The organism is Curtobacterium sp. NPDC092190 (assembly GCF_044755625.1).
In the GTDB taxonomy this organism is placed as follows: Bacteria; Actinomycetota; Actinomycetes; order Actinomycetales; family Microbacteriaceae; genus Curtobacterium.
This window is the reverse complement of sequence record NZ_JBIVRJ010000002.1, coordinates 767,851-790,220: the sequence shown is the minus strand read 5'-3', so window position 1 is coordinate 790,220 and position 22,370 is coordinate 767,851. Positions and strand designations below refer to the sequence as shown.

Annotated in this window: 22 protein-coding genes and 1 tRNA gene; 8 read left to right on the top strand and 15 right to left on the bottom strand. The window is 71.1% G+C overall.

The features are described 5' to 3' along the window. Window positions 1-12 precede the first annotated feature (12 nt). The 3 genes from ilvD to otsA form a co-directional block, all read right to left on the bottom strand. Window positions 13-1,707 (bottom strand): dihydroxy-acid dehydratase, encoded by a 1,695-nt coding sequence (ilvD, locus tag ACIQFY_RS07910; RefSeq protein ID WP_066654925.1) that lies wholly within the window; start codon window positions 1,705-1,707, stop codon window positions 13-15. 95 nt (window positions 1,708-1,802) lie between these two features. After that, window positions 1,803-2,585 (bottom strand): trehalose-phosphatase, encoded by a 783-nt coding sequence (gene otsB / locus ACIQFY_RS07905; protein ID WP_400339204.1) that lies wholly within the window; start codon window positions 2,583-2,585, stop codon window positions 1,803-1,805. Further along, a complete protein-coding gene (otsA, locus tag ACIQFY_RS07900; protein WP_066654929.1) occupies window positions 2,578-4,164 on the bottom strand; it encodes an alpha,alpha-trehalose-phosphate synthase (UDP-forming) in 1,587 nt (528 codons plus the stop codon). The genes otsB and otsA overlap by 8 nt, the downstream gene beginning before the upstream one ends. A gap of 107 nt (window positions 4,165-4,271) precedes the next feature. Here otsA and ACIQFY_RS07895 point away from each other — a divergent pair, with 107 nt between their 5' ends. Further along, complete coding sequence (locus ACIQFY_RS07895) at window positions 4,272-5,246, top strand: magnesium transporter CorA family protein (RefSeq protein ID WP_066654931.1); 975 nt, start codon at window positions 4,272-4,274, stop codon at window positions 5,244-5,246. A 9-nt stretch (window positions 5,247-5,255) separates the two neighbouring features. On the opposite strand, the gene ACIQFY_RS07890 is transcribed toward ACIQFY_RS07895, so the two are convergent. Continuing rightward, window positions 5,256-6,407, bottom strand: a complete 1,152-nt coding sequence (locus tag ACIQFY_RS07890; RefSeq protein WP_066654936.1) for an SLC13 family permease — start codon at window positions 6,405-6,407, stop codon at window positions 5,256-5,258. Between the two features lie 93 nt (window positions 6,408-6,500). Here ACIQFY_RS07890 and ACIQFY_RS07885 point away from each other — a divergent pair, with 93 nt between their 5' ends. After that, complete coding sequence (locus ACIQFY_RS07885) at window positions 6,501-6,692, top strand: hypothetical protein (protein ID WP_058728987.1); 192 nt, start codon at window positions 6,501-6,503, stop codon at window positions 6,690-6,692. Window positions 6,693-6,834: 142 nt separating this feature from the next. Here the strand turns inward: ACIQFY_RS07885 and ACIQFY_RS07880 are convergent, their stop codons facing one another. Beyond that, window positions 6,835-8,013 carry a mechanosensitive ion channel family protein gene (locus ACIQFY_RS07880; RefSeq protein WP_066654941.1) on the bottom strand — a complete coding sequence of 393 codons (1,179 nt, stop codon included), beginning with the start codon at window positions 8,011-8,013 and terminating at the stop codon, window positions 6,835-6,837. Between the two features lie 115 nt (window positions 8,014-8,128). On the opposite strand from ACIQFY_RS07880, the gene ACIQFY_RS07875 reads away from it, so the two are divergent. Together ACIQFY_RS07875 and ACIQFY_RS07870 are read left to right on the top strand one after the other, a co-directional pair. Then, window positions 8,129-9,676 carry an amino acid permease gene (locus ACIQFY_RS07875; RefSeq protein ID WP_066654943.1) on the top strand — a complete coding sequence of 516 codons (1,548 nt, stop codon included), beginning with the start codon at window positions 8,129-8,131 and terminating at the stop codon, window positions 9,674-9,676. Window positions 9,677-9,722: 46 nt separating this feature from the next. Beyond that, the gene (locus ACIQFY_RS07870) at window positions 9,723-10,028 is read left to right on the top strand and encodes a hypothetical protein (protein WP_066654944.1); all 306 of its coding nucleotides are present in this window, start codon (window positions 9,723-9,725) and stop codon (window positions 10,026-10,028) included. A gap of 312 nt (window positions 10,029-10,340) precedes the next feature. Here ACIQFY_RS07870 and ACIQFY_RS07865 read toward each other — a convergent pair whose 3' ends face one another. From ACIQFY_RS07865 to ACIQFY_RS07850, 4 genes are all read right to left on the bottom strand, one after another. Next, the gene (locus tag ACIQFY_RS07865; protein WP_066654946.1) at window positions 10,341-10,553 is read right to left on the bottom strand and encodes an SCO4848 family membrane protein; all 213 of its coding nucleotides are present in this window, start codon (window positions 10,551-10,553) and stop codon (window positions 10,341-10,343) included. A 212-nt stretch (window positions 10,554-10,765) separates the two neighbouring features. After that, window positions 10,766-11,716 carry a hypothetical protein gene (locus ACIQFY_RS07860; protein WP_066654950.1) on the bottom strand — a complete coding sequence of 317 codons (951 nt, stop codon included), beginning with the start codon at window positions 11,714-11,716 and terminating at the stop codon, window positions 10,766-10,768. Beyond that, window positions 11,713-12,174, bottom strand: a complete 462-nt coding sequence (locus ACIQFY_RS07855) for an ImmA/IrrE family metallo-endopeptidase (protein ID WP_066654952.1) — start codon at window positions 12,172-12,174, stop codon at window positions 11,713-11,715. Before ACIQFY_RS07855 ends, ACIQFY_RS07860 begins: the two co-directional genes overlap by 4 nt. Further along, window positions 12,171-12,611: a hypothetical protein gene (locus ACIQFY_RS07850; protein ID WP_066654954.1), complete on the bottom strand. Its 441-nt coding sequence runs from the start codon at window positions 12,609-12,611 to the stop codon at window positions 12,171-12,173. The genes ACIQFY_RS07855 and ACIQFY_RS07850 overlap by 4 nt, the downstream gene beginning before the upstream one ends. Window positions 12,612-12,694: 83 nt before the next feature. Between ACIQFY_RS07850 and ACIQFY_RS07845 the strand changes: the two genes are divergently transcribed. Continuing rightward, window positions 12,695-13,345, top strand: a complete 651-nt coding sequence (locus tag ACIQFY_RS07845; protein WP_066654956.1) for a YigZ family protein — start codon at window positions 12,695-12,697, stop codon at window positions 13,343-13,345. A 156-nt stretch (window positions 13,346-13,501) separates the two neighbouring features. On the opposite strand, the gene ACIQFY_RS07840 is transcribed toward ACIQFY_RS07845, so the two are convergent. Further along, window positions 13,502-13,574, bottom strand: a tRNA-Lys gene (locus tag ACIQFY_RS07840). Between the two features lie 113 nt (window positions 13,575-13,687). Here ACIQFY_RS07840 and bcp point away from each other — a divergent pair. Next, window positions 13,688-14,158, top strand: coding sequence for a thioredoxin-dependent thiol peroxidase (bcp, locus tag ACIQFY_RS07835; RefSeq protein WP_066654958.1), 471 nt, complete (start codon window positions 13,688-13,690; stop codon window positions 14,156-14,158). A gap of 110 nt (window positions 14,159-14,268) precedes the next feature. On the opposite strand, the gene ACIQFY_RS07830 is transcribed toward bcp, so the two are convergent. Continuing rightward, entirely contained in the window at window positions 14,269-14,700 is a 432-nt protein-coding gene (locus ACIQFY_RS07830; RefSeq protein WP_066654959.1) for a hypothetical protein, read from the bottom strand. A 258-nt stretch (window positions 14,701-14,958) separates the two neighbouring features. Here ACIQFY_RS07830 and ACIQFY_RS07825 point away from each other — a divergent pair, with 258 nt between their 5' ends. Then, the gene (locus tag ACIQFY_RS07825) at window positions 14,959-15,207 is read left to right on the top strand and encodes a WhiB family transcriptional regulator (RefSeq protein WP_022904217.1); all 249 of its coding nucleotides are present in this window, start codon (window positions 14,959-14,961) and stop codon (window positions 15,205-15,207) included. 245 nt (window positions 15,208-15,452) lie between these two features. On the opposite strand, the gene ACIQFY_RS07820 is transcribed toward ACIQFY_RS07825, so the two are convergent. After that, window positions 15,453-16,958, bottom strand: coding sequence for a sensor histidine kinase (locus ACIQFY_RS07820; protein ID WP_209685230.1), 1,506 nt, complete (start codon window positions 16,956-16,958; stop codon window positions 15,453-15,455). A gap of 182 nt (window positions 16,959-17,140) precedes the next feature. Here ACIQFY_RS07820 and ACIQFY_RS07815 point away from each other — a divergent pair, with 182 nt between their 5' ends. Beyond that, window positions 17,141-17,605 (top strand): Rv3235 family protein, encoded by a 465-nt coding sequence (locus ACIQFY_RS07815; RefSeq protein ID WP_209685228.1) that lies wholly within the window; start codon window positions 17,141-17,143, stop codon window positions 17,603-17,605. Window positions 17,606-17,681: 76 nt separating this feature from the next. Here the strand turns inward: ACIQFY_RS07815 and secA are convergent, their stop codons facing one another. The 3 genes from secA to ACIQFY_RS07800 all read right to left on the bottom strand — a co-directional run bounded on the left by secA (window position 17,682) and on the right by ACIQFY_RS07800 (window position 22,330). Then, window positions 17,682-20,465: a preprotein translocase subunit SecA gene (secA, locus tag ACIQFY_RS07810; protein ID WP_209685226.1), complete on the bottom strand. Its 2,784-nt coding sequence runs from the start codon at window positions 20,463-20,465 to the stop codon at window positions 17,682-17,684. A gap of 182 nt (window positions 20,466-20,647) precedes the next feature. Further along, on the bottom strand, window positions 20,648-21,349 hold the full coding sequence (gene hpf, locus ACIQFY_RS07805; protein ID WP_209685224.1) for a ribosome hibernation-promoting factor, HPF/YfiA family: 702 nt from the start codon (window positions 21,347-21,349) through the stop codon (window positions 20,648-20,650). A 219-nt stretch (window positions 21,350-21,568) separates the two neighbouring features. Beyond that, a complete protein-coding gene (locus ACIQFY_RS07800) occupies window positions 21,569-22,330 on the bottom strand; it encodes a phosphoribosyltransferase family protein (protein WP_400339192.1) in 762 nt (253 codons plus the stop codon). Window positions 22,331-22,370 lie beyond the last annotated feature (40 nt).

Below are 22,370 nucleotides of genomic sequence, written 5' to 3'. Positions count from 1 at the left end.
AACGTGTCGACGCTAGCCCGTGACCGCGCCCTTGGCGGCGGACTGGACGAGCTTCGCGAACTTCGCGAGGACTCCGCGGGTGTAGCGCGGGGGCAGCGGGGCCCAGCCTTCTCGGCGGGCCTCCAGCTCGGCGTCGTCGACCAGTAGGTCGAGCGAGCGAGCCGCGATGTCGACACGGATGCGGTCGCCATCGCGCACGAATGCCACTGGACCTGCGTCCACGGCTTCCGGTGCGATGTGGCCGATGCACAGGCCGGTTGTGCCGCCTGAGAATCGTCCGTCCGTCAACAGTAGTACATCCTTGCCCAGGCCCGCGCCCTTGATGGCCGCGGTGATGGCGAGCATCTCGCGCATGCCGGGACCGCCCTTCGGACCCTCGTAGCGGATGACCACCACGTCGCCCTTCTGGATCCGTCCCTCGGTCAGGGCGTCCATGGCCGCGCGCTCGCGGTCGAACACCCGCGCCGGGCCCTCGAACACGGCGGCGTCGAAGCCGGCGGTCTTCACGACGGCACCCTCGGGCGCGAACGAGCCCTTGAGGATCGTCAGGCCACCGGTGGTGTGGATCGGGTTGTCGAGCTTCCGGAAGACCTCGCCGTCGAGCTCCGGCGGATCGATCTCGGCCAGGTTCTCGGCGAGGGTCTTGCCGGTGACGGTCATGACGTCGCCGTGCAGCAGACCGGCCTCGAGCAGCGCCTTCATGATCACCGGGATGCCGCCGTTGCGGTCGACGTCGACCATGACGTACTTGCCGAACGGCTTCATGTCCGCCAGGTGCGGCACCTTCGAGCCGATGCGGTTGAAGTCGTCGAGGCTCAGCTCGACCTCGGCCTCGTGCGCGATCGCGAGCAGGTGCAGCACGACGTTGGTCGAGCCTCCCAGCGCCATCGCGACGGCGATGGCGTTCTCGAACGCCTCCTTCGTCAGGATCTGGCGGGCGGTGAGCCCGAGGCGCAGCATGTTGACGACCGCCTCGCCGGAGCGGTGGGCGTAGTAGTCACGGCGACGGTCGGCGCTCGGCGGGGCCGCGGACCCGGGCAGCGACATGCCGAGGGCCTCGGCCACGCTCGCCATCGTGTTCGCGGTGTACATCCCGCCGCAGGCGCCCTCGCCCGGGACGATCGCGCACTCGATCTCCTTGAGCTCGGCCTCGGTCATGGTGCCGGCCTTGCACGCACCGACGCCCTCGAAGGAGTCGATGATCGTGACCTCCTTGAAGGAGCCGTCGGCCTGCTTCACGTAGCCCGGCATGACCGAACCCGCGTAGAGGAAGACGCTCGCGAGGTCCAGGCGCGCGGCGGCCATGAGCATGCCGGGGAGCGACTTGTCGCAGCCGGCGAGCAGCACGGTGCCGTCGAGGCGCTCGGCGTTGACGACCGTCTCGACGCTGTCGGCGATGACCTCGCGGGAGACGAGCGAGAAGTGCATGCCCTCGTGGCCCATCGAGATGCCGTCGGAGACGGAGATGGTGCCGAACTGCAGCGGGTACCCGCCGCCGGAGTGCACGCCCTCCTTCGCGCCCTGGGCGAGGCGGTCGAGCGAGAGGTTGCAGGGGGTGATCTCGTTCCAGGACGAGGCGATCCCGATCTGCGGCTTGTCCCAGTCGGCGTCGCCCATGCCGACGGCGCGGAGCATGCCACGCGAGGTGGTCGCTTCGATCCCGTCGGTGACGACCCGGCTGCGCGGCTTCACGTCGATGTCAGGCATGGAGGCAGTCTAGGACCAGTTGGGATACCAACCGGACACGACGCCGCGGACCCCCTTGGAACTGACGGGCGGACGGGAGGCGCGGGGCCGGGTCGTCAGCGCGTCGCGCGCAGGCGTCCGAGCTGCTTCAGGACGTCGGTGAGCGCCGCGGGGTCGGCCACGCGATGGGCGGCGAGCGTGTCGCCCTCCCCCACCTTCACGCCGACGTCGCCGTCGCGGAGCACCCGGAAGGCGTCCTCGTCGGTGACGTCGTCGCCGGCGAAGAACACCGCGTCGGCGCCGCGGAGCTCGCGCAGTCGATCGATCGCGTCGCCCTTCGTGACGTGCCGGACGGCGAACTCGACGATGTCCTTACCGCCGCGCTCCAGCACGTCCGGGTCTGCTGCGTGCGCCGCCTCGTGCGCCGCCGCGTTCGCCGCGGCCGCGTCCTCGGCGCTCGCCCGTCGGGTGTGCACACCGTGGCCTGCCGGCTTGTGCTCGATCACGACGTCGGGGAACCGTGCACCGACCTCGTCGAGGGCAGCGCCGACCCGTTCGACCCGCGCGAGCTCGTCGTCGCTCAGCGCGGCCTCGTCGTGGCCGTCCACGCGCCACTCGACGCCGTGCGACCCGACGAGCGCCATGCCGTCGGGTGCGTGCGACACCCGGGCGAGCCCCTCGAGCGGACGCCCGGAGACGAGCACGACCTCGGTGTCGCGGGCGCGCTGCAGGGTGAGCACCGCGGCCCAGGAGCCGGGGAGCGCCCCGACCCGTGCGGGGTCGTCGGCGAAGGGTGCGAGCGTGCCGTCGAAGTCGAGGGCGACGAGCAGTCGCGGCGCAGCCGCGAGCGTCTCGAGGGCCGCCGCCAGGACGGCCGGGTCGGTGGAGACCTCAGGCACCGCGTGCCTCCCGGGTGTCCTCGGCGGCACGCGCCTTCTGCGCGTCCTGGTCGAAGATCGACATCCCGTCGTCCTCCGCCTCGCGGTGCCGCTCGCCGCCGTCGTCGGACGGGTCGATCCGCGACCCGCGCGGGGCGTGCCGGTCGAGCGCCTCGAGGAACGAGCGGGACCACCGGGCCACGTCGTTGTCGCGGACGCGCTTGCGGAGCGCGCGCATGCGCGTGGAGCGCTCGCGGCGGGGCATCTCGATGGCGCGCTGGATCGAGTCCTTCAGCGCGCCGATGTCGTGCGGGTTGACGATGACGGCCTGCTTGAGCTCGTCGGCGGCACCCGCGAACTCGGACAGGATGAGCACGCCGTCGTTGTCGAACCGGGCGGCCACGTACTCCTTCGCGACCAGGTTCATGCCGTCGCGCAGGGCCGTGACGAGCATGATGTCGGCGGCCAGGTAGAGCGCCACCATCTCCTCGCGCGGGTACCCGTGGTGCAGGTACGCGATGGGCTGGTGACCGATGACCCCGAGGTCGCCGTTGATGCGGCCGACGGTGAGCTCGATCTCGTCGCGCAGCGTCGCGTAGGTGTCGACCCGCTCGCGGCTCGGGCTCGCGACCTGCACGAGGGTGGCGTCCTCGACCGCGATCCGGCCGTCCTCGACGAGCTCGCCGAACGCCTTGATCCGGTGCCGGATGCCCTTCGTGTAGTCGAGCCGGTCGACGCCGAGCAGCACGGTCTTCGGGTTGCCGAGACTCTCGCGGATCTCCCGCGCGCGCTCCTGCACCTCGGGCCGGTGGGCGATCTCCTCGAAGCTCTCGGCATCGATGGAGATCGGGAAGTGCCGTGCCTCGACGTGCCGCACGGTGATGCCCTTGCGGCTCCGCGGGGCCGCCGGGTCGTCCACGGGGACGTCGATGGTCGACCCCTTGGTGGTGTAGCCCTTGATGTGCCGGACCGCGCGGAGGAAGTCGCTCGCGTCGTCCTGGCGCTGGAAGCCGATCACGTCGGCACCGAGCAGCCCGTCGAGGATCTGCGCGCGCCAGGGCAGCTGCGCGTAGATGCCGACCGGTGGGAACGGGATGTGGTTGAAGAAGCCGATCGTCAGGTCGGGGCGGCGCTCCCGCAGCAGCGCCGGCAGGAGCTGCAGCTGGTAGTCCTGCACCCACACGATGCCGTCCTGCTCGACGATCTCGGCGATCTGGTCGGCGAAGCGCTCGTTGACGCGTCGGTACGCGATCCACCAGTCGCGGTGGTAGCTCGGGTGCTCGATGACGTCGTGGTAGAGCGGCCACAGCGTGTCGTTGCTGAACCCCTCGTAGTACTCCTCGACGTCGGCGGCGCTGAGCGGCACCGGCACGATGTGGATGCCCTCGTTGTCGAACGGTGCGACCTCGACGTCCGGCTGGCCGACCCACCCGACCCAGGCGCCGTCGTTGGCGCGCATGACCGGTTCGAGCGCCGTCACCAGCCCGCCGGGCGAGTGCCGCCACCCCTCGTTGCCGTCCTCGTCGACGACGCGGTCCACCGGGAGGCGGTTCGAGGCGACGACGAAGGCGTAGCGGTCCGGGTCGGTGTCTGCTGCCATGGGGTGCTGGTGTCTCCGTTCCCTCCGGCCGGTGCGCCGGGATCGAGGCCGACGGTACCAGCGGAGGGGCGGCCGGCTCTCGGTGCGCCGTCACTAGGCTCGTCGCCATGGTCATGACACGGGCGTGGCGGGACGGCACCGCGGTGGAGCGGGACTTCCCCGTCGAACGGGTGTCGGACCTGCTGGAGCGCGACGACGGCACCTTCGTGTGGGTGGACCACGTCGACCCGGACCCCGGTGACCTGGACCAGCTCGAGGACGAGCTCGGGGTGCACGCGCTCGCGGTCGAGGACGCCCTCGAGCACGGGCAGCGGCCGAAGCTCGACCGCTACCGGGACAGCCTGTTCCTGGTCGTCTACGACGTCGACGGCCTCGACGCCGAGGGCGAACTCGTCACGCACGAGGTGAAGGCCTTCGTCACGCACCGGGCGCTCGTGACCATCCACGGCCCCGACGTCGACCTCGGCGCCGTCGAACGGCGGCTGGAGGCGAACGCCGACCTGGCCGACCGCGGGGTGCCCTGGCTCGTCTGGGGACTCCTCGACGCCGTCGTCGACCACGCCACGAAGGCCGTCGAGGACATCGAGGCACGCATCGACGACCTCGAGGACGACCTGTTCGAGCACGGGGACCCGCGCGAGCAGCAGGTCCAGCGCCGGTCCTTCCGGCTGCGGAAGGCGCTCGGCGTGCTCCGGCGGCAGGTCGTGCCCACGCGCGACAGCGTCGGGTCCCTGCTGCACGGCGACGCCGAGACGATCGCCGACGGCATCCGCCCGTACCTCCGTGACGTCGAGGACCACCTCGTGACGATCGCGGACTCGGTCGAGCAGCTCCGCGACGCGGTGTCGAGCGTCCTCGACACGAACCTGAACCTGGCGTCGAACCGGCAGAACACCGTGATGAAGAAGGTGACGAGCTGGGCGGCGATCATCGCGATCCCGACCGCCATCACCGGGTTCTTCGGGCAGAACGTGACGTTCCCCGGGGAGGGGCACTGGAGCGGACTGGCCGCGTCGGTGTCGCTGATCGTCGCGACGTCGCTCGTGCTCTACCGCGTGTTCAAGAGCAAGGACTGGCTGTAGCCGGCCGCCTCAGAGCTGCAGCGCGAGCACACCGGCGACGACGGTGAGCGGCGCGACCACGCACCCCAGCGCCATGTAGCGTCCCCACGACAGGTGCACGCCCTCGGCCGACAGCCGTGCGTGCCACAGCAGCGTCGCGAGCGAGGCCCACGGCGTGATGAGGCACCCCGCGTTCACGCCGACCAGGAGCGCCGCGTAGCGCAGCGCCTCGTGGCCGGCGGCCGGCTCGAGCACCAGGTACGCGGGCAGGTTGTCGATCGCGTTCGCCGCGACCCCGCCGGCACCGCCGAGCAGCAGGAGCGACCCGGTGTCGGTGCCACCGGACAGCGCCTGCACGATCGGGTCGGTGAGCCCCGTGGCGTGCAGGGTCTCGACGACGACGAACAGCCCGGCCGCGAAGACGAGCGTCGCCCAGGGGACGCGGGACGGCCGGAGCTCGGACGGCGCGCGGAACGCGGCGACGACGACGAGCAGCGCCGCCGCGACGAGCGCCGCGACCCAGACCGTCACGCCGGCGGTCAGCGCGACCACGAGCAGGACGAGCACCACCGAGGCCGCCCAGAAGAACAGCGGGTCGCGCGGCCGTCGCACGTCGACCGGCGTGTACCGGCCGAAGAGCTTCCCGCGGAACACCACGAGGAGCACCGCGCACGGCACGACGACCCCGGCGAGCGCCGCCCACACCATGAGGCCGGCGAACGGGATCGGGCCGTCGAGGCCGATCCCGTCGACGGCGAGCAGGTTCGTCAGGTTCGACACCGGCAGCAGGAGCGACGCCGTGTTGGCGAGCCACACGGTCGTGAGCGCGAAGGGCATCGGCGGCAGCCCGACGCGACGCGCGAGCGTGATGACGATCGGGGTGAGGAGCACCGCCGTGGTGTCGATGCTCAGGAAGACCGTGCAGACCACCGCGAGCACGACGACGGCCGCCCAGAGGCCGATCGTGCGCCCGCCGCCGACCCGGGCCGCCAGGTCGGCGAGCCGGTCGAAGACCCCGGCGTCGGCCGCGAGCTCCGACACGATCGTCAGCCCGAGCACGAACGCGAGCACCGGGACGACCCGGTCGGCCAGCGCGCCGAGGTCCGAGAGGGGCAGCAGCCCGAGCGCGACGCAGACGGCGCCCACGACGAGCAGCACTCCCCCGATGACGGCCTGGCGCACGGTGTCTCCTCGCTCTGCGGACCGGCAGGGCGACCGGCGGCGCTCCAATGTAGCGGCCGGTAGCGTGGCGGGGACGACCAGGAGGAGGAACCCGTGCGGAAGTTCATGTTCAGCGGTGCGGTGTGGAGTTCGATCATCAGCGGCTACAGCGTCGTGCAGACCACACGGCAGGGGCCGCGCGACTGGCGCCTTGCCCTCACGTGGATCGCGTGGCTCGCGACGACGATCGTCGCGCTCGGCACGGTCGTCGAGGACGACCGAGCCGTCAAGGCGCGCCAGCGCTAGGACGCACGTCGCGGTCACGACGGTGACCGGACGACGGACGGGAGGCGCGGTACCCACCGGTACCGCGCCTCCCGTCCGTCGTCCCGTGGCGTCGCGACCTGCGGACGCCCGTGCGGTCAGCGCAGGCTGTCAGGGCGTGCGGTCAGCGCTCGGGCGGGACCTCGTCCGGACGGATGTCGGACGTCTGGATCGGACCGGTGAACAGCGCGGTGCGCTCGTCGCCCTCGCGGAAGAGCGCAGCGTCCTGCTCCTCGGTGCGGGCGCGGCGCTCGCCGACGCGCTCGGTGCCCTGCGTGACCTGCACCCGCTGACGGGGCAGGGCGTCGGGGTGCTCGCGCTGCACCCACTCGACCATCTCCTCGCGGACGTAGCAGCGCAGGTCGAACAGGCCGCCGGCGTCCGGAGCGGACACCAGGATGCGGACCCGCACGAGCCCGCTCACCGCGTCGGTGACCTGGAGCACCTTGGTCCGACCGTCCCAGATCGTCGAGGTCGACAGGATGCGGTCGAGCTCCCCGCGCATCTCGGTCGGACTGATCCGCCAGTCGAGGTCGAACTCGACCGCGCCCAGCAGCTCGCTGCCGGTGCGGGTCCAGTTCTCGAACGGCGTGGACGTGAAGTAGGTCGACGGGAGCACGAACCGGCGGTCGTCCCACAGGTGCACGACGACGTAGGTCAGGGTGATCTCCTCGATGCGCCCCCACTGCTGCTCGACCACGACGACGTCGTCGACGCGGATCGACCCGGAGAACGCGAGCTGCATGCCGGCGAACACGTTGCCGAGGGTGGACTGCGCCGCGAGACCCGCGACGACGGAGATGAGTCCGGCCGAGGCCAGGACGCTCGCGCCCGCGGCCTCGACCCCGGGGAAGGTCAGCAGGATCGCGCCGACCGCGATGATGACGAGCACGGCGACCGTGAGTCGGCGGATGATGAGGACCTGGGTGCGGATGCGCCGTGCCACCCGGTTGTCGGGGACGTCGACGCGGTAGCGGTGCAGGCCGAGGTCCTCGAGGAAGATGGCGATCTGGCACGCCAGCCAGCAGCCGACGGCGATGGTGGCGATGAGGAAGGCGTGCGAGACCTCGTCGCGCCACGGGTAGGTGTCCTCGTCGTGCGGGATGCTCGTCGTGAAGGCCGTCCAGAGCAGCGCGATGAGCAGGATCGACCGCGCGGGGTGCTTGGTGCGCCGGGACAGGACCGCGGCCCAGCGTTCCCGGCGGGCGATGGTCCGGAGCACGAGGTGCAGGACGAGCGCTGCGGCGGCCGTCACGAGCAGGGCGATCCCGATCGCGACGAGGAGTCGGAGGAGGGTGTCCATCCGTCCATGCTGTCGGACCGGCGTCGGTGGGCGTTCAGCGTCGGCACACCTGTGGTGTCGTTCAGGGTGGGCTCCCGTTCCACCCCGGGCCGTCCACGCATGTAGGTTGGCGCGCATGACAGCGCAGAACGACACGGGTGTTGCGAAGCCCGCGAACGACTTCTCGCACGAGCAGGAGGGCTACCAGCACGGTCTGAAGCCCCGGCAACTGCAGATGATCGCGATCGGTGGAGCCATCGGCACCGGGCTCTTCCTCGGCGCGGGTGGACGCCTGAACACCGCCGGCCCCGCGCTGGCGGTCACCTACCTGATCGCCGGCGTCTTCGCGTTCTTCATCCTGCGCGCGCTCGGCGAGCTCGTCCTGCACCGCCCGTCCTCCGGGTCGTTCATCTCCTACGCCCGCGAGTTCTACGGCGAGAAGTTCGCCTACGCAGCCGGGTGGATGTACTTCCTGAACTGGGCGATGACCTCGATCGTGGACACGACCGCCGTCGCGCTGTACCTCCACTACTGGAGTGCGTTCACCGCGGCACCGCAGTGGCTCCTCGCACTCATCGCCCTCGTCGTCGTGCTCGCCGCCAACATGGTCGCCGTCAAGGTGTTCGGCGAGCTCGAGTTCTGGTTCGCGCTCATCAAGGTCGCCGCACTCGTCGCGTTCCTCGTGATCGCCCTCGTCTGGCTGATCTTCGCCTTCCCGGTGGAGACCGGCGGCGAGGCGGTCCGCACGGGCTTCTCGATCTGGGCCGACAACGGCGGACTCATCCCGAACGGCGTGCTGCCGGCGGTGCTCGTCGTCCAGGGCGTCGTGTTCGCCTACGCCGCCATCGAGCTCGTCGGCACCGCGTCCGGCGAGACCCAGGACACCGAGAAGGTCATCCCCCGCGCCATCAACTCCGTCGTCTTCCGCATCGCGGTCTTCTACGTCGGGTCGGTCGTCCTGCTCTCCCTCCTCCTGCCGTACACGTCGTACAAGGACGGGCAGAGCCCCTTCGTGACGTTCTTCTCGTCGCTCGGCAACCCGCAGGTCGGCGTCGTCGCTGGGTCGATCATGAACTTCGTGGTGCTCACCGCGGCGCTCTCGTCGCTGAACGCGGGGCTGTACTCCACCGGCCGCGCGCTGCACTCGATGGGCATGAACGGCTCCGCGCCGAAGTGGACCACGAAGATGTCGAAGGGCGGTGTGCCGTACGCCGGCATCCTGCTCACCGCGGCGTTCACCGTCGCGGGCGTCGCCCTCAACTACTTCGTGCCGGCGCAGGCGTTCGAGATCGCGCTGAACGTCGCGAGCCTCGGCATCATCACCGCGTGGGGCACGATCATCCTCTGCCAGATGAAGCTGCGGCAGTGGGCGAAGCAGGGGCTCGCGAAGGAGCCGTCGTTCAAGCTGCCCGGCGCTCCGGTCACCTCGTGGTTGACGCTCGCGTTCCTGGCGTCGGTGGTCGTGCTCATGGCGATCGACTACCCCGTCGGCACGTACACGATCGCCTCGCTCGTGGTCATCATCCCGCTGCTGATCGTCGGCTGGTTCCTGCAGCGCGACCGCATCCTCCGCATCGCCGCGCTCCGCGAGGGTGTGACCGGGCCGTTCCCGATCGGTGTGCGCGACCCCGCGAACCAGGTCCGCCGCGACGGACAGGACGGGTCGGGCAGCTCCCGCGGCTGATCGCGCCTCCCGGACAGGGTCCGGTGCGCGCCGGTACGATCGGCGCGTGCCGGACCCTTCTGTCTCCCCCACGCTCGACCTCCAACTCACCTGGCGTGGCACCTTCGGGCGGATCCGGGTCTACGACGACACCGTCCGCGCGGAGACGAGCTTCGAGCGCGACGCACTGACGCAGGTGCCGACTGACCTGATCACCGGGTGGCGCATCGAGCCGTGCGACTTCGACGCGGTGTGCGTGGAGTTCGTCTGCGAGGACGAGACGTTCCGCGTGCTGCTCGACACCGGCGACGAGCGGGTGGCGCGGCTCGGGCTCGAGCGGGCGCTCGGGGCGCCGCTGCCGCCGGCTTCCTGAGCCGTCCGGGTCGCTCGCCGCGCGCGAGACGCCGGCGTCAGTGCGAGACGCCGGCATCAGCGCGGGACGCCGGCGTCAGCGCGAGACGCCTGCATCAGTTCGAGACGCCTGCGTTCGTGCGAGACACCGCAGGCGCCGCGAGACGCCGCCGGATACAGCGGCGTCTCGCCGGCACGGCGGCGTCTCGCCGGGACGGCGGCGGCTCGCCGGGACGGCGGCGGCTCACGAGCGCATGGTGACCACGGACGGACGGGAGGCGCGGTACCAGCCGGCACCGCGCCTCCCGTCCGTCAGGTGGCCACTCGGACCGCGTCAGACCAGCAGCAGGATCCCCGCGACCACGGCGGCGAGGGCGATCGCGAAGGCGATGAGCAGCAGCACCAGGTGCACCGTGTAGAACGTCGTCGGCTTGCCGGCCGCGTCGCGCGCCCGGCTGTCCTTCGCGACCCGCTGGAAGAAGCGCGGCCAGGTCACGAGGTTGAACACGGCGGCGAGGAACAGGACGATGGCGGCGAAGACGGTCACCCGACGAGTCTAGACAGCGACGCGATCCCGGCTCGTGACCGGAGCGTGAGCCCGGGGGTGCTCGGCCGCCCCCAACGCGGCCGAGACCTCCCCGGCGTGCCGACGACGAGGGACCCCGCCGTGTAGCACGTGCTACAGACCCTACACGGAAGCACGCCGCAACGTCGAGCGCTGCTCGGGAACGTGATCCGACCGATGCAGACGAGCAGGACTCAGACGGAGTCGCGAGCAGGCGCGAGCGCTTCGTCGAGCGCGGACTCCGCCTCGGCGAGCACGATGCGCTCGTCGGCGTCCAGCGGTCGGCGCGAGCGGCGGGCACCGTCGTTGATCTCCACGATGGTCCGGCTGAGCCGCGTCGCGGTGTCCTCGGTCGCCGGGTAGGCGTTGTCGGTACCGATGCGGGCGTGCAGCGGCTCGAGGGCGGCCAGGGCGGCGTCCAGGCGGCGCGCACGGCGTCGACGGGAGAGCTGGTGGCCGATGACCAGCAGCAGCATCCCCGAGGCCATGCAGAGCACCGCGCCGGGCGTCGTGACGTCGTACGGCGGGGTGAGCGCGCGGGTGACGTCGAGGCGACCGACCACGTGTGCGACGTCCATCACGGCGACGACGACCATCCGCACGACACCGAGGACCCCGCCGAGCACGATCACCCACAGCCCGACCAGGTCCGCCGCCGTCCGGGCCTCCCGCAGGCGCATGATGCAGATCACACCGGTGGCGCCGACCGCGGTGCCGAGGTAGGTCGTCTGCGCGATCGAGTAGACGGCCGCGGCGGGCTGGTGCCCCGCGACGAGCATGAACGTCGTCGTGGTCGGCGGCTGGTCGAGCGCGAGGAACGCCGCCACGACCACCACCACGACGACCACGAACGCGACGATGATGGCGGTCCGCAGCCACCGCCACGCTGCGCCGACGGCCTTCGCGACGCCCCAGAGGAGCGTGCTCGTCCCGGCGATCATCAGGCAGTCGCTGACGACCGTGACGACGTTGCGGCCACCGACGAGCGGGTCGAGCCAGCGGTACAGCGGATCGACGTTCGTGACGATCGTCGCGGTGAACAGCAGGAACGTCACCGCGAGCGTCCGGTCCTGCCCCCGCTGCAGTCGGAACAGCACCACCGTCCCGACGACGAGGACCACCGCCATCGTGACGGAGACGATCACCCGAAGACCCCGCGGAAGGCGCTCGGACGACCTCGGTTCGACCGGATGAGGGCGGCGAGGCGGTCGGCGAAGAGCTCGGCCTCGTGCTCGTAGGTGTTCGAGAACAGCCCGCGCGCGAGTGCTCGCTCCACCTTGTACTCGGGGACGTCCGGGATCACGTCGCGCACGTAGGCCGACTGTGCCGCGTGCTCCGAGTGCCGGTGCAGCACGTGCCCGAGCTCGTGGCCGATGACGAACGACCGGAACGTCGCCGAGTTCGTCGGGGAGATCATCACGAGGTGCTGGTGCTCGAGCGTCGCCACGAACCCGCAGACCGGCTCGGCGCTGAGGAACGACTCCTCGCGCACGACGACCGGCTTGCCGACGTGGTCGGCGGCAGCGGCGACGGCCTGGTCGATGTCCGACCAGCCCTCGGCTGCCCCGCGGGCCCAGAAGGCCTCGACCGAGGGGTCCGTCACGCCACACCCCCTCGTGCCGACTCCTCCTCGAGCACCTGGGCGATGCGCCGCAGGGCCTCGGGTGAGAGCTCCCCCGGGAACGTCCGCGCGGCGAAGCCGCTCACCCGTGCCGACCGCAGCGCACGGACGAGCGCGATCTGGGCGCCGATCCGTTCGGGCACCGCACTGTCCTCGAGCAGGAAGCGTTCGTCGACCTCGAAGAACCCGGCGAGCAGGCGCAGGAGGTCGGTGTCCCGGTTGCGTCGGCCGTCGCCGGAGAGCATGTACGTCCACTTGGCGCGGGAGAGCGAACCGCCCTGCGCCGCGACGTACTCCTCGATCGCCGCGAAGGGCACGGGAGCGCCGCGCTGCGACTCCTCGAAGTCGAGCAACAGGTTGAGTCGACGAGCGAGCTCGGCAGCGTCGAGCGCGCCGCCCCTGGGATCCACGGTCGTCATGTCGATCGGACTCCTCCCCAGTCGTCGGCTGTGCACGCCATGGTAGCGCGGGCCGCCGACGGCGCGCGGCTACCCTCGAGCACGTGCCCCGCCACTTCCCGTCGACCATCGCCGGCACCGTCGAGCACGAGATCGTCGTCACGAGGTCGCGGTTCGTCACCACGGTCGTCCCCGTCAGCGGGGTCGAGGACGCGGAGCGCGCCGTCGCCGAGGTCCGCCGCCGGTACTGGGACGCCCGGCACAACTGCTCCGCGATGGTCACTGGGGTGCTCGGCGACCAGGCACGGTCCTCCGACGACGGGGAGCCGTCCGGGACCGCCGGGGTCCCCATGCTCGAGGTCCTGCGTCGCCGCGACCTGACCGACGTGGTCGCCGTCGTGACCCGGTACTTCGGTGGGGTGAAGCTCGGTGCGGGCGGACTCGTCCGCGCGTACTCGACCTCGGTGTCCGAGACGCTGGACCGCGCCACGACGCTGCAGCGCGTCGAGCTGACCCGCGTCGACGTCACCGCGCCCCACGCGGACGCCGGCCGCATCGACAACGTGCTCCGGCAGTGGGTGCAGCAGCACGGAGCGACCTTCGACCCCCCGACCTACGGCAGCACCGTCGGGTTCACGCTCTGGGTCCCCGAGGACGCGCTCGACGTCCTGGGTGCCGAGCTCGCGGCGGCGACGGGCGGTGCCCTCGCACCCCTCGTCGGCGGGACGCGCGTGGTCGACCTCCCGACCACCTGAGGCCGCCCCGGGTCGGACTCGAGAGCACGTCCGAGATCCTGGTCGCGGATCTGCGCCCCGACTGCAGTCCGCGCGTGTCGCCCTCCGGGGCCACCGACCGGACCGTCCCGGGGAACGAAGAAGGCCCGGTCGGAGTGATCCGACCGGGCCTTGCGGTGCGCCCCCTCGGACTTGAACCGAGAACCCACTGATTAAGAGTCAGTTGCTCTGCCAATTGAGCTAGAGGCGCATGGTGTTCAGTTGTCTGTCGCTCTCGCACTTCCGTGCTGCAACGGGAAACAACATTAGCATGACTTTCGCGTGCCCACGACCACTCGGGCGCCGCGACCGAACAGGAGCACCATGACCGACCGTCTTGCAGCCGGCGACACCGCCCCCGACTTCACCCTCCCGGACCAGGACGGCGCGCAGCACAGCCTCGCGGACCTGCGGGGTCGCAAGGTGATCGTGTACTTCTACCCGGCGGCGTCGACCCCCGGGTGCACGACCGAGGCCTGCGACTTCCGCGACAACATGTCGTCGCTCCAGGCAGCCGGCTACGAGGTCCTGGGCATCTCGAAGGACGAGCCCGCGAAGCTCAAGACCTTCCAGCACGAGCAGGCGCTGACCTTCCCGCTCCTCAGCGACCCGGACCTGGCGGTGCACCGGGCGTACGCCGCGTGGGGCGAGAAGAACAACTACGGGAAGATCGTCACCGGCACGATCCGGTCGACGGTCGTCGTCGACGAGGACGGCGTCGTGCAGCTGCCGCTCTACAACGTGAAGGCGACCGGGCACGTGGCGAGCCTGCGGAAGAAGCTCGGCCTGGTCTGAGACCCGGCCACGTCACGGACGGGAGGCGCGCTGCCAGCTGGCAGCGCGCCTCCCGTGCGTCGGCACGTCCCGTTGAGCGGGGCGCGCTCTCGTCCGTCCCGGGGTCGCGGCTACTCGTCGCGAGCGTCGCGCGGGACGAGCCACCCCGTCACGGCACGCGAGAGCACCAGGGTGAGCCCGAGCAGCGCGGGGATCAGGAGGGCCCAGCCGACCCAGGCGACCCGGAACACGCCCTGGAACGCACCGATGGCCAGGGCGCCCTGCATCACCTGCCACACGAGGATGCCGGCGCGGACCCACGCCCGACGGTTGCGCAGCCCGACGACCAGCGAGACCAGCCACAGCGCGGCGACCGCGCAGAGCAGGGTGAGCGCGACGGCCGAGGCGATGCTCGACGACGGGGCGACGATCGACTCCACGAGCAGCACGACGGTCGTGACGACGAGCGCGAGGGCCTCGAGCCCCACCACGACGAGCAGGGTCGTGACGGCCGGCGGGCGGCCCGGGACGTGGTCCGGAGCGGTCGGGGTGGTGTCGGGCACAGCAAGCCTCCAGCATCGGGACCCTTGATTTGGTCATCCCAGTATGGAACGATATTCGAGGTCGTTTGGACGGCACGATGTGGTGTGCGTCTCCCGCGGTTCGACGCTTCTCCCCCGAGCGTCCAGCGGGCGTCAGACTCGCTCCCAGCGGAAGCCTCCCCCACAGGTTCCCCTCGTGCCCTGTGCATGCCAGCGTTCCGATCCCCGAGCCGCGGCCCCGGCCTGCCGTTCGAGCATCGACATCAAGGAGCACCACACATGGACTGGCGTGACCAGGCAGCCTGCCTCACCGCGGACCCCGAGCTCTTCTTCCCCGTTGGGAACACCGGACCGGCCGTCGACCAGATCGAGAAGGCGAAGTCGGTGTGCGCGCGGTGCACCGTGACCGAGATGTGCCTGCAGTACGCCCTCGAGAACAACCAGGACTCCGGTGTCTGGGGCGGCCTGAGCGAGGACGAGCGTCGTGCGCTGAAGCGCCGCGCTGCCCGCGCCCGCCGCGCCTCCTGACGCAGCGCTCCTGACACGACGACGCCCGTCGCTCCCCCGGGAGCGACGGGCGTCGTCGTGCGCGCGGGCGTCGCAGGCGTGCGGTGCCGCCCGCGATCGCCGTGGGACCGCCGCCGTCGCCCGCCTCCGCCGTGGGACGGCCGCACAACCGGAAGCACCTCGCACCACGGATACCCGCGGCGCGAGGTGCTTCCGGTTGTGCACGGGCAACGGACGCCACACGAACACGCCCGCGACGCGTCGGCCTAGGCGGCGCCGGCGGCCGTCAGCCAGCGGAACGGGATCGTGATCGTGACCTCGGTCCCGCTGCCGGTGAGCGTGTGCCAGTCGATCGTGCCGCCGAGCTCGCCCTGGATGAGCGTGCGGACGATCTGCGTGCCGAGACCCGAGCCGACCTTGCCCTCGGGCAGGCCCACACCGTTGTCACGGACCTCGATGTCGAGGTGGTCGTCGGCGCGGTTCGCGACGATCTCGACCTCGCCGTCGCGCCCGTCGAGCCCGTGCTCCACGGCGTTCGTGACGAGCTCGGTGAGCCCGAGCGCGAGAGGCGTCGCGGCCTCGGAGGGCAGCACGCCGAACTCGCCGGTCTTCTTCGGGCGGACGGTGGTGTTGTGCGACGCGGCGACCTCGGTCACGAGCTTGAGCACCGAGTCGAACACCTCGTCGAAGTCGACGTTCTGGCTGAGACCGGTCGACAGGGTGTCGTGCACGACGGCGATCGCAGCGACCCGGCGCATCGCGTTCTGCAGTGACGTGCGGGCCTCGTCGGAGTGGGTCCGTCGGGCCTGGATCCGCAGCAGCGACGCGACCGTCTGCAGGTTGTTCTTCACCCGGTGGTGGATCTCGCGGATCGTCGCGTCCTTGGTGATGAGCTCACGCTCCTGGTGCCGCAGCTCGGTGACGTCGCGGCAGAGCACGATGGCGCCGATGCGCTCCCCGTGGTCACGCAGCGGGATCGATCGGAGTGACACCGTCACGCCCTTCGCCTCGACGTCGGCGCGCCACGGCGCACGACCGGTCACGACGAGCGGGAGGGACTCGTCGACGTCGAGCTTCGAGCCGATGAGCTCGGTGGTCACCTCGGCGAGGGACTTCCGCTCGAGCTCCCCCTCGAAGCCCATGCGGTTGAAGGCACTGAGGCCGTTCGGGCTCGCGAAGGTCACGGTGCCGTTCGTGTCGAGGCGGAGCAGACCGTCGCTCGCGCGGGGCGCGCCGCGGCGCGGACCAGCCGGCGCCCCGAGGTCGGGGAAGTCACCGGTCGCGATCATGCCGAACAGGTCGTTCGCGCTCGCGGTGAAGTTCAGCTCCTGGCGGCTCGGCGTCCGCATCTCGTCCTGGTTCGAGTGCCGGGTGACCACCGCGATCGGACGGTCGGTCGTCTCGGTGCTGTTCGTCGTCAGCCGGCGGAGCACGGGGATCGCACGGACCCGGGTCGGCGTGTCCTCGTACCAGTCCGGCTCGGCCGAGTCGACGACCGTGGCGCTCGCGAAGCACTGGGTGACCTGGTCGCGCCACTCCTCACGCATCTCCTGCCCGACGATGTCGCGGTAGAACAGGGTCGCCGCCGAGCTCGGACGCGCGTGCGCCACGGCCATGAACGAGCCGTCCACGGCCGTCGGCACCCACAGCACCATGTCCGCGAAGGAGAGGTCGGCGAGGAGCTGCCAGTCCCCCACGAGCAGGTGGAGCCACTCCACGTCCGCTTCCGAGGACCGGCCTTGCGCGAGGACGAGATCACTGAGGGTCGACACCCGGCAAGTCTAGGTGCGCCCGTCTGTGGAGAACGACGTCCCTCCACAAGCACGATGACGTCGGTATTTCACATGCGCCATTCGTCCGTACGCTCGGGACTGGAGGGGACATGGCGGCAGGAGAAGCGCGTCCGATCACGGCGGACGACCAGAGCGGACCGGTACCGCGGACGCTCGCGCCGGTGACCGGGACGACACCGAGGAGCGAGTCCGAGCACCGGGAGCTCGTGGCGGCGGGCAGGGGCCACCCCGACGTCGCGGACGGCGCCGAGGCCGGGACGTCGTCCGAGACCACGACCACGACGGCGACACCGGACGTCACCGACACGGCGCGAGCACTCGGGCTGTGCGTCGTCGAGGTCCTGACCGGTGGGCGCGAGGTCGACAGCATCGCGCGCTGGATCACCGAGGACGTGCAGCGGCACCTGCTGCAGCGTGCCGCCCTCGGCGCTCGAGCGCGGTCGATCGGGAGACGGTCCCGCGCCCGCCCGATCCTGCAGGTCGGGAGCGTCCGGGTCTGCGAGCCGGCACCCGGCGTCGCTGAGGCAGCCGTGGTGGTGCACACGCGCAGCCACGCGCGTGCCGTCGCGCTCCGGCTCGAGCTGCGGCAGGGGCGTTGGCGAGCGACCGCGATCGGGGTGCTCTGATCCCGCACCGGGGACACGACGGACGGGAGGCGCGGTGCCGTCCGGCACCGCGCCTCCCGTCCGTCGTCGTGGGGCGTCAGCCCTTCTTGGCGGCCTGACGACGCTCCGCGCGGTTCCCCGCGGCGGCCTGACCGGAGGCGGTCGCCGCGTTGCCGAACGCCGACCCCTGCTCCGGGCCGGCGGCCTCTGCCTCGGCCTCGGCCTGAGCGCGCTGCGCGCGAGCGGTGGCGGCCTGCTCCAGGCGTCCGCGCTCGTCGCGCACCTCGACCTCGCCGTCGATCGACGGCGCCGAGTACTCGAGCCCGGTGGCCTCGGACTCCCCGAGCCCCTTCGCCTCGATGACCGCGTTGTCGCCGTCCGACTGCACCTGGACCTCGAGGTTGAACAGGTACCCGACCGACTCCTCGCGGATCTGGCCCATCATGCTCTGGAAGAGCGCGTAGCCCTCGCGCTGGTACTCGACCAGCGGGTCGCGCTGTGCCATCGCGCGGAGGCCGATGCCGTCCTTGAGGTAGTCCATCTCGTACAGGTGGTCCCGCCAACGACGGTCGATCACGGAGAGGACGACGCGGCGCTCGAGCTCGCGCATGGCCTCGTCACCGAGGAGCTCCTCACGCTGCTGGTACGCGAGCTTGGCGTCGGACAGGATCTCGCGTGCCAGGAACTCGCGCGTCGCCTTGCCCTTCGAACCGGCCTCGGTGATGACCTCGTCGATGGAGATCGAGATCGGGTACAGCGTGCCGAGCTCGGTCCACATCGCGTCGAGGTCCCAGTCGTCCGGGGAGCCCTCGCCGGTGTGCGTGTCGATGACGTCGTCGATCACGGCCTTGAGGAACGACTGCGCACGGTCGTTGATGTCGTCGCCCTCGAGGATGTGACGACGGTCGCTGTAGATCGCCTCGCGCTGGCGGTTCAGGACGTCGTCGTACTTCAGGACGTTCTTGCGGATCTCCGCGTTGCGGCCCTCGACCTGCGCCTGGGCGGACCGGATCGCCCGGCTGACCAGCTTGTTCTCGATCGCCATGTCGTCCGGCACGTTCGAGCGGCCCATCAGGCTCTCGGCCGCACCGGAGTTGAACAGGCGCATCAGGTCGTCGGTCAGCGACAGGTAGAAGCGGCTCTCGCCCGGGTCGCCCTGACGACCGGAACGCCCTCGGAGCTGGTTGTCGATGCGGCGCGACTCGTGGCGCTCCGTACCGAGGACGTACAGACCGCCGGCGTCGCGGACCTTGTCGGCCTCTTCCTTGATCTCGGCCTTGACGCGGGCGAAGACGTCGTCCCAGGCGGCCTCGTACTCCTCCGGCGTCTCCGTCGGGGACAGGCCCTTGGCGTGCATCTCCTGCACGGCCAGGAACTCGGAGTTGCCGCCGAGCATGATGTCGGTACCGCGGCCGGCCATGTTCGTGGCGACCGTGACGGCCCCGAGTCGACCGGCCTGCGCGACGATCGCGGCTTCGCGGGCGTGGTTCTTCGCGTTGAGGACCTCGTGCTTGACGCCCTTCTTCGCGAGGAGCTTCGACAGGTACTCGGACTTCTCGACGCTCGTGGTGCCCACGAGGACCGGCTGGCCCTTCTCGTGGCGCTCGGCGATGTCGACGGCGACCTGCTCGAACTTCGCCTTCTCGTTCTTGTAGACGAGGTCGGTCTGGTCGATGCGCTGCATCGGCTTGTTCGTCGGGATGGGGACCACGCCGAGCTTGTAGGTCGACATGAACTCGGCCGCCTCGGTCTCGGCGGTACCGGTCATGCCGGAGAGCTTCTGGTACAGGCGGAAGTAGTTCTGCAGCGTGACGGTCGCGAGGGTCTGGTTCTCGGCCTTGACCTCGACGCCCTCCTTCGCCTCGATCGCCTGGTGGATGCCCTCGTTGTAGCGCCGGCCCATGAGGATGCGACCGGTGTGCTCGTCGACGATGAGCACCTCGCCGTTCATCACGACGTAGTCCTTGTCCTTCTTGAACAGGGCCACGGCCTTGATCGAGTTGTTCAGGAAGGAGATGAGCGGGGTGTTCGCCGACTCGTACAGGTTGTCGATGCCGAGATAGTCCTCGACCTTCTCGATGCCGGGCTCGAGCACGCCGACCGTGCGCTTCTTCTCGTCGACCTCGTAGTCCTCGCCCGGGATCAGGCGGGTGGCGATCGACGCGAACTCGGTGAACCAGCGGTTCGCCTCGCCCGAGGACGGCCCCGAGATGATGAGCGGCGTGCGAGCCTCGTCGATGAGGATCGAGTCGACCTCGTCCACGATCGCGAAGTAGTGGCCGCGCTGCACCATGTCGGAGGCCTGCCACGCCATGTTGTCGCGCAGGTAGTCGAAGCCGAACTCGTTGTTCGTGCCGTAGGTGATGTCGGCCGCGTACTGCTCGCGGCGCTCGGCCGGCGACTGGTTCGCGATGATGCAGCCGGTGCTCATGCCGAGCGCACGGAAGACGCGACCCATGATCTCGGACTGGTACGACGCGAGGAAGTCGTTGACCGTGATGACGTGCACGCCGCGCGACGGGATCGCGTTGAGGTAGGCGGCGGTCGTCGCGACGAGGGTCTTGCCCTCACCGGTCTTCATCTCGGCGATGTTGCCGAGGTGCAGGGCCGCGCCGCCCATGAGCTGCACGTCGAAGTGCCGCATGCCGAGGGTGCGCTTGGCTGCCTCGCGCACGGCGGCGAACGCCTCCGGCAGGAGGTCGTCGAGGGACTCCCCGTTGGCGTACCGCTCGCGGAGCTCCTTCGTCTCGTCCTGGAGCTCCTCGTCGGTGAGGCTCGCGAAGTCGTCCTCGAGGTCGTTGATGGCCGAGGCGTACGCCTTCAGCCGTCGGAGGGTCCGTCCTTCGCCGATGCGGAGGACCTTCTCCAGCACGTTTGCCACGTGAGCTCCTTACGGGGTCGTCGCGCGCGACCTGCGCGATCCGAACAGCCAGTCATGCTAGCAACCCGCCGGAGCGCTGCGCTGGGAGACGGGCGGTGCACCGAGCAGGGACGGCCGACGAGGGCAGCGGGTGCGCACGGTCCGACGAGGACCGCACGCACCCGCTGGACGGCGACGGTGCGCTACGCGACGGCCGCTGATCCGACGGCGTCGGCGTCGGCGGTGCTGCCGTCCGCGCTCCCGTCGTCGATGCCGATCACGCCGTAGTCCCAGCCCTTGCGGCGGTAGACGACGCTCGGGCGCCGGGTCTCGGCGTCGACGAAGAGGTAGAAGTCGTGCCCGACCAGCTCCATGCGGTAGAGCGCGTCGTCGAGGGTCATCGGGGCCTCGGTGAAGACCTTCTGCCGGATGACCACGGGCGAGTACGGCTCGACGTCCTCGTCGTGCGACTCCTCGACCACGGGGACGGCACCGGTCGCGACGGTCTCGATGAGCCGTCCGTCGGCCGGCGTCACATCCATGTGCTCGAACCCGGTGCCGGCGGCCTCGGCCACGGAGGTCGGGCGGTGGCGACCGCGGTGCACCTTGCGGCGGTCACGTGCCCGACGCAGGCGCTCGGTGATGCGGGCGAAGGCGAGGTCGAACGCCGCGTACTTGTCCGAGGCGGCGGACTCGGCCCGCACGAGGGGCCCGGGTCCGATCAGGGTGAGTTCGACGCGGTCCTCGCCCTGGGCGCCGCCGGCCTTCTCGTTGTGGCGGCTGAGGCGCACCTCGAAGGCGAGGGCGCGGTCGGCGAGCACGTCGATCTTCTCGGACTTCTGTTCCACGTAGGTGCGGAATCGATCGGTGACCCCGACGTTCCGGCCCGTGATCGTCACGTCCATGTGGCGGCTCCCATCCGTACTTCGGCGCGTCGCCTCCATCCGGCGATCCCGAACGCCTTGCCGCGAGGCTAGACCCCCGGCCCGAGCGGCGTCACCACCCACCGGCGGGTCGCGCCGGACACCCACCCGACGCTCAGGCGTCGCCGGGCGTCCACCCGGCCGACCAGCCGCCGCACCCGCGGGGCCGGCGTACGACCCGTCCTGGTGCGGCCCGAGCGGTCACTCCTCGACCTCGGCGAGCGCGACGCACCGCACCACGCGACCCCCGGCCGCACGGACCGCGCGGACCGCCTCGGCCATGGTGACGCCGGTCGTGACCACGTCGTCGACCACCACGACGTCCCGACCCGCGACGTGCGCCGCACGGAGCGTGCCCACCGTCGCCTCGACCCGTTCGAGTGCCGTCCGCTCCTTCTGGCCGTGCGCGACGCGCGTCGTGGCCCGGGAGCCGGGCCGGTCCGCGGGGACCCGCCCCCGGACTCGCCGGAGTGCCCGGCGCGGCGCGCGACGGGCCCGCCCACGCGCAGCACCCGCGCGGCGGAGCAGCAGGACGACCGGGTCGAAGCCCCGTCGCCGCGCCCCGGCAGGCGACGGCGGCACGCGGACGAGCAGCGCTCCCGGGACGTCGGCCAGTGCCCGGTCGACGAGCGCGCCGAACCGTGGCGCGAGCACCGGCACGAGGTCCGTCCGGCCACGGAGCTTCAGCTCGAGGACGAGGGCCCGCACGGTGTCCCGGTAGGCGAAGGCCGCGTCGAGTCGGACACCCGCGACCAGCCGGCGTCGCTGCGGCTCGGCGTCGAGTACGTCACGGCAGGGCCGGCAGACCGCGCGGTCCGGCGCACCGCACCCGACGCAGGCCACGGGGAGCACGAGTCCGAGCACCGCGGCGACGGCGTCCGACCAGGCAGACGGTGCGGTGGCAGGGGCGGTGGGAGGGGCGCCGGCAGCGCGGGTGCGGCGGCGCGGGTCGGTCCGGGACACGGGTCGATCGTGGCGCCGGCACACCGCCGAGGTGGGCCGT

Coding starts and splice junctions, on each gene's coding strand:
- ilvD (WP_066654925.1), bottom strand. CDS start 1,707: ATGCCTGACATCGACGTGAAGCCGCGCAGCCGGGTCGTCACCGACGGG.
- otsA (WP_066654929.1), bottom strand. CDS start 4,164: ATGGCAGCAGACACCGACCCGGACCGCTACGCCTTCGTCGTCGCCTCG.
- ACIQFY_RS07895 (WP_066654931.1), top strand. CDS start 4,272: ATGGTCATGACACGGGCGTGGCGGGACGGCACCGCGGTGGAGCGGGAC.
- ACIQFY_RS07880 (WP_066654941.1), bottom strand. CDS start 8,013: ATGGACACCCTCCTCCGACTCCTCGTCGCGATCGGGATCGCCCTGCTC.
- ACIQFY_RS07875 (WP_066654943.1), top strand. CDS start 8,129: ATGACAGCGCAGAACGACACGGGTGTTGCGAAGCCCGCGAACGACTTC.
- ACIQFY_RS07850 (WP_066654954.1), bottom strand. CDS start 12,611: ATGACGACCGTGGATCCCAGGGGCGGCGCGCTCGACGCTGCCGAGCTC.
- bcp (WP_066654958.1), top strand. CDS start 13,688: ATGACCGACCGTCTTGCAGCCGGCGACACCGCCCCCGACTTCACCCTC.
- ACIQFY_RS07825 (WP_022904217.1), top strand. CDS start 14,959: ATGGACTGGCGTGACCAGGCAGCCTGCCTCACCGCGGACCCCGAGCTC.
- hpf (WP_209685224.1), bottom strand. CDS start 21,349: ATGGACGTGACGATCACGGGCCGGAACGTCGGGGTCACCGATCGATTC.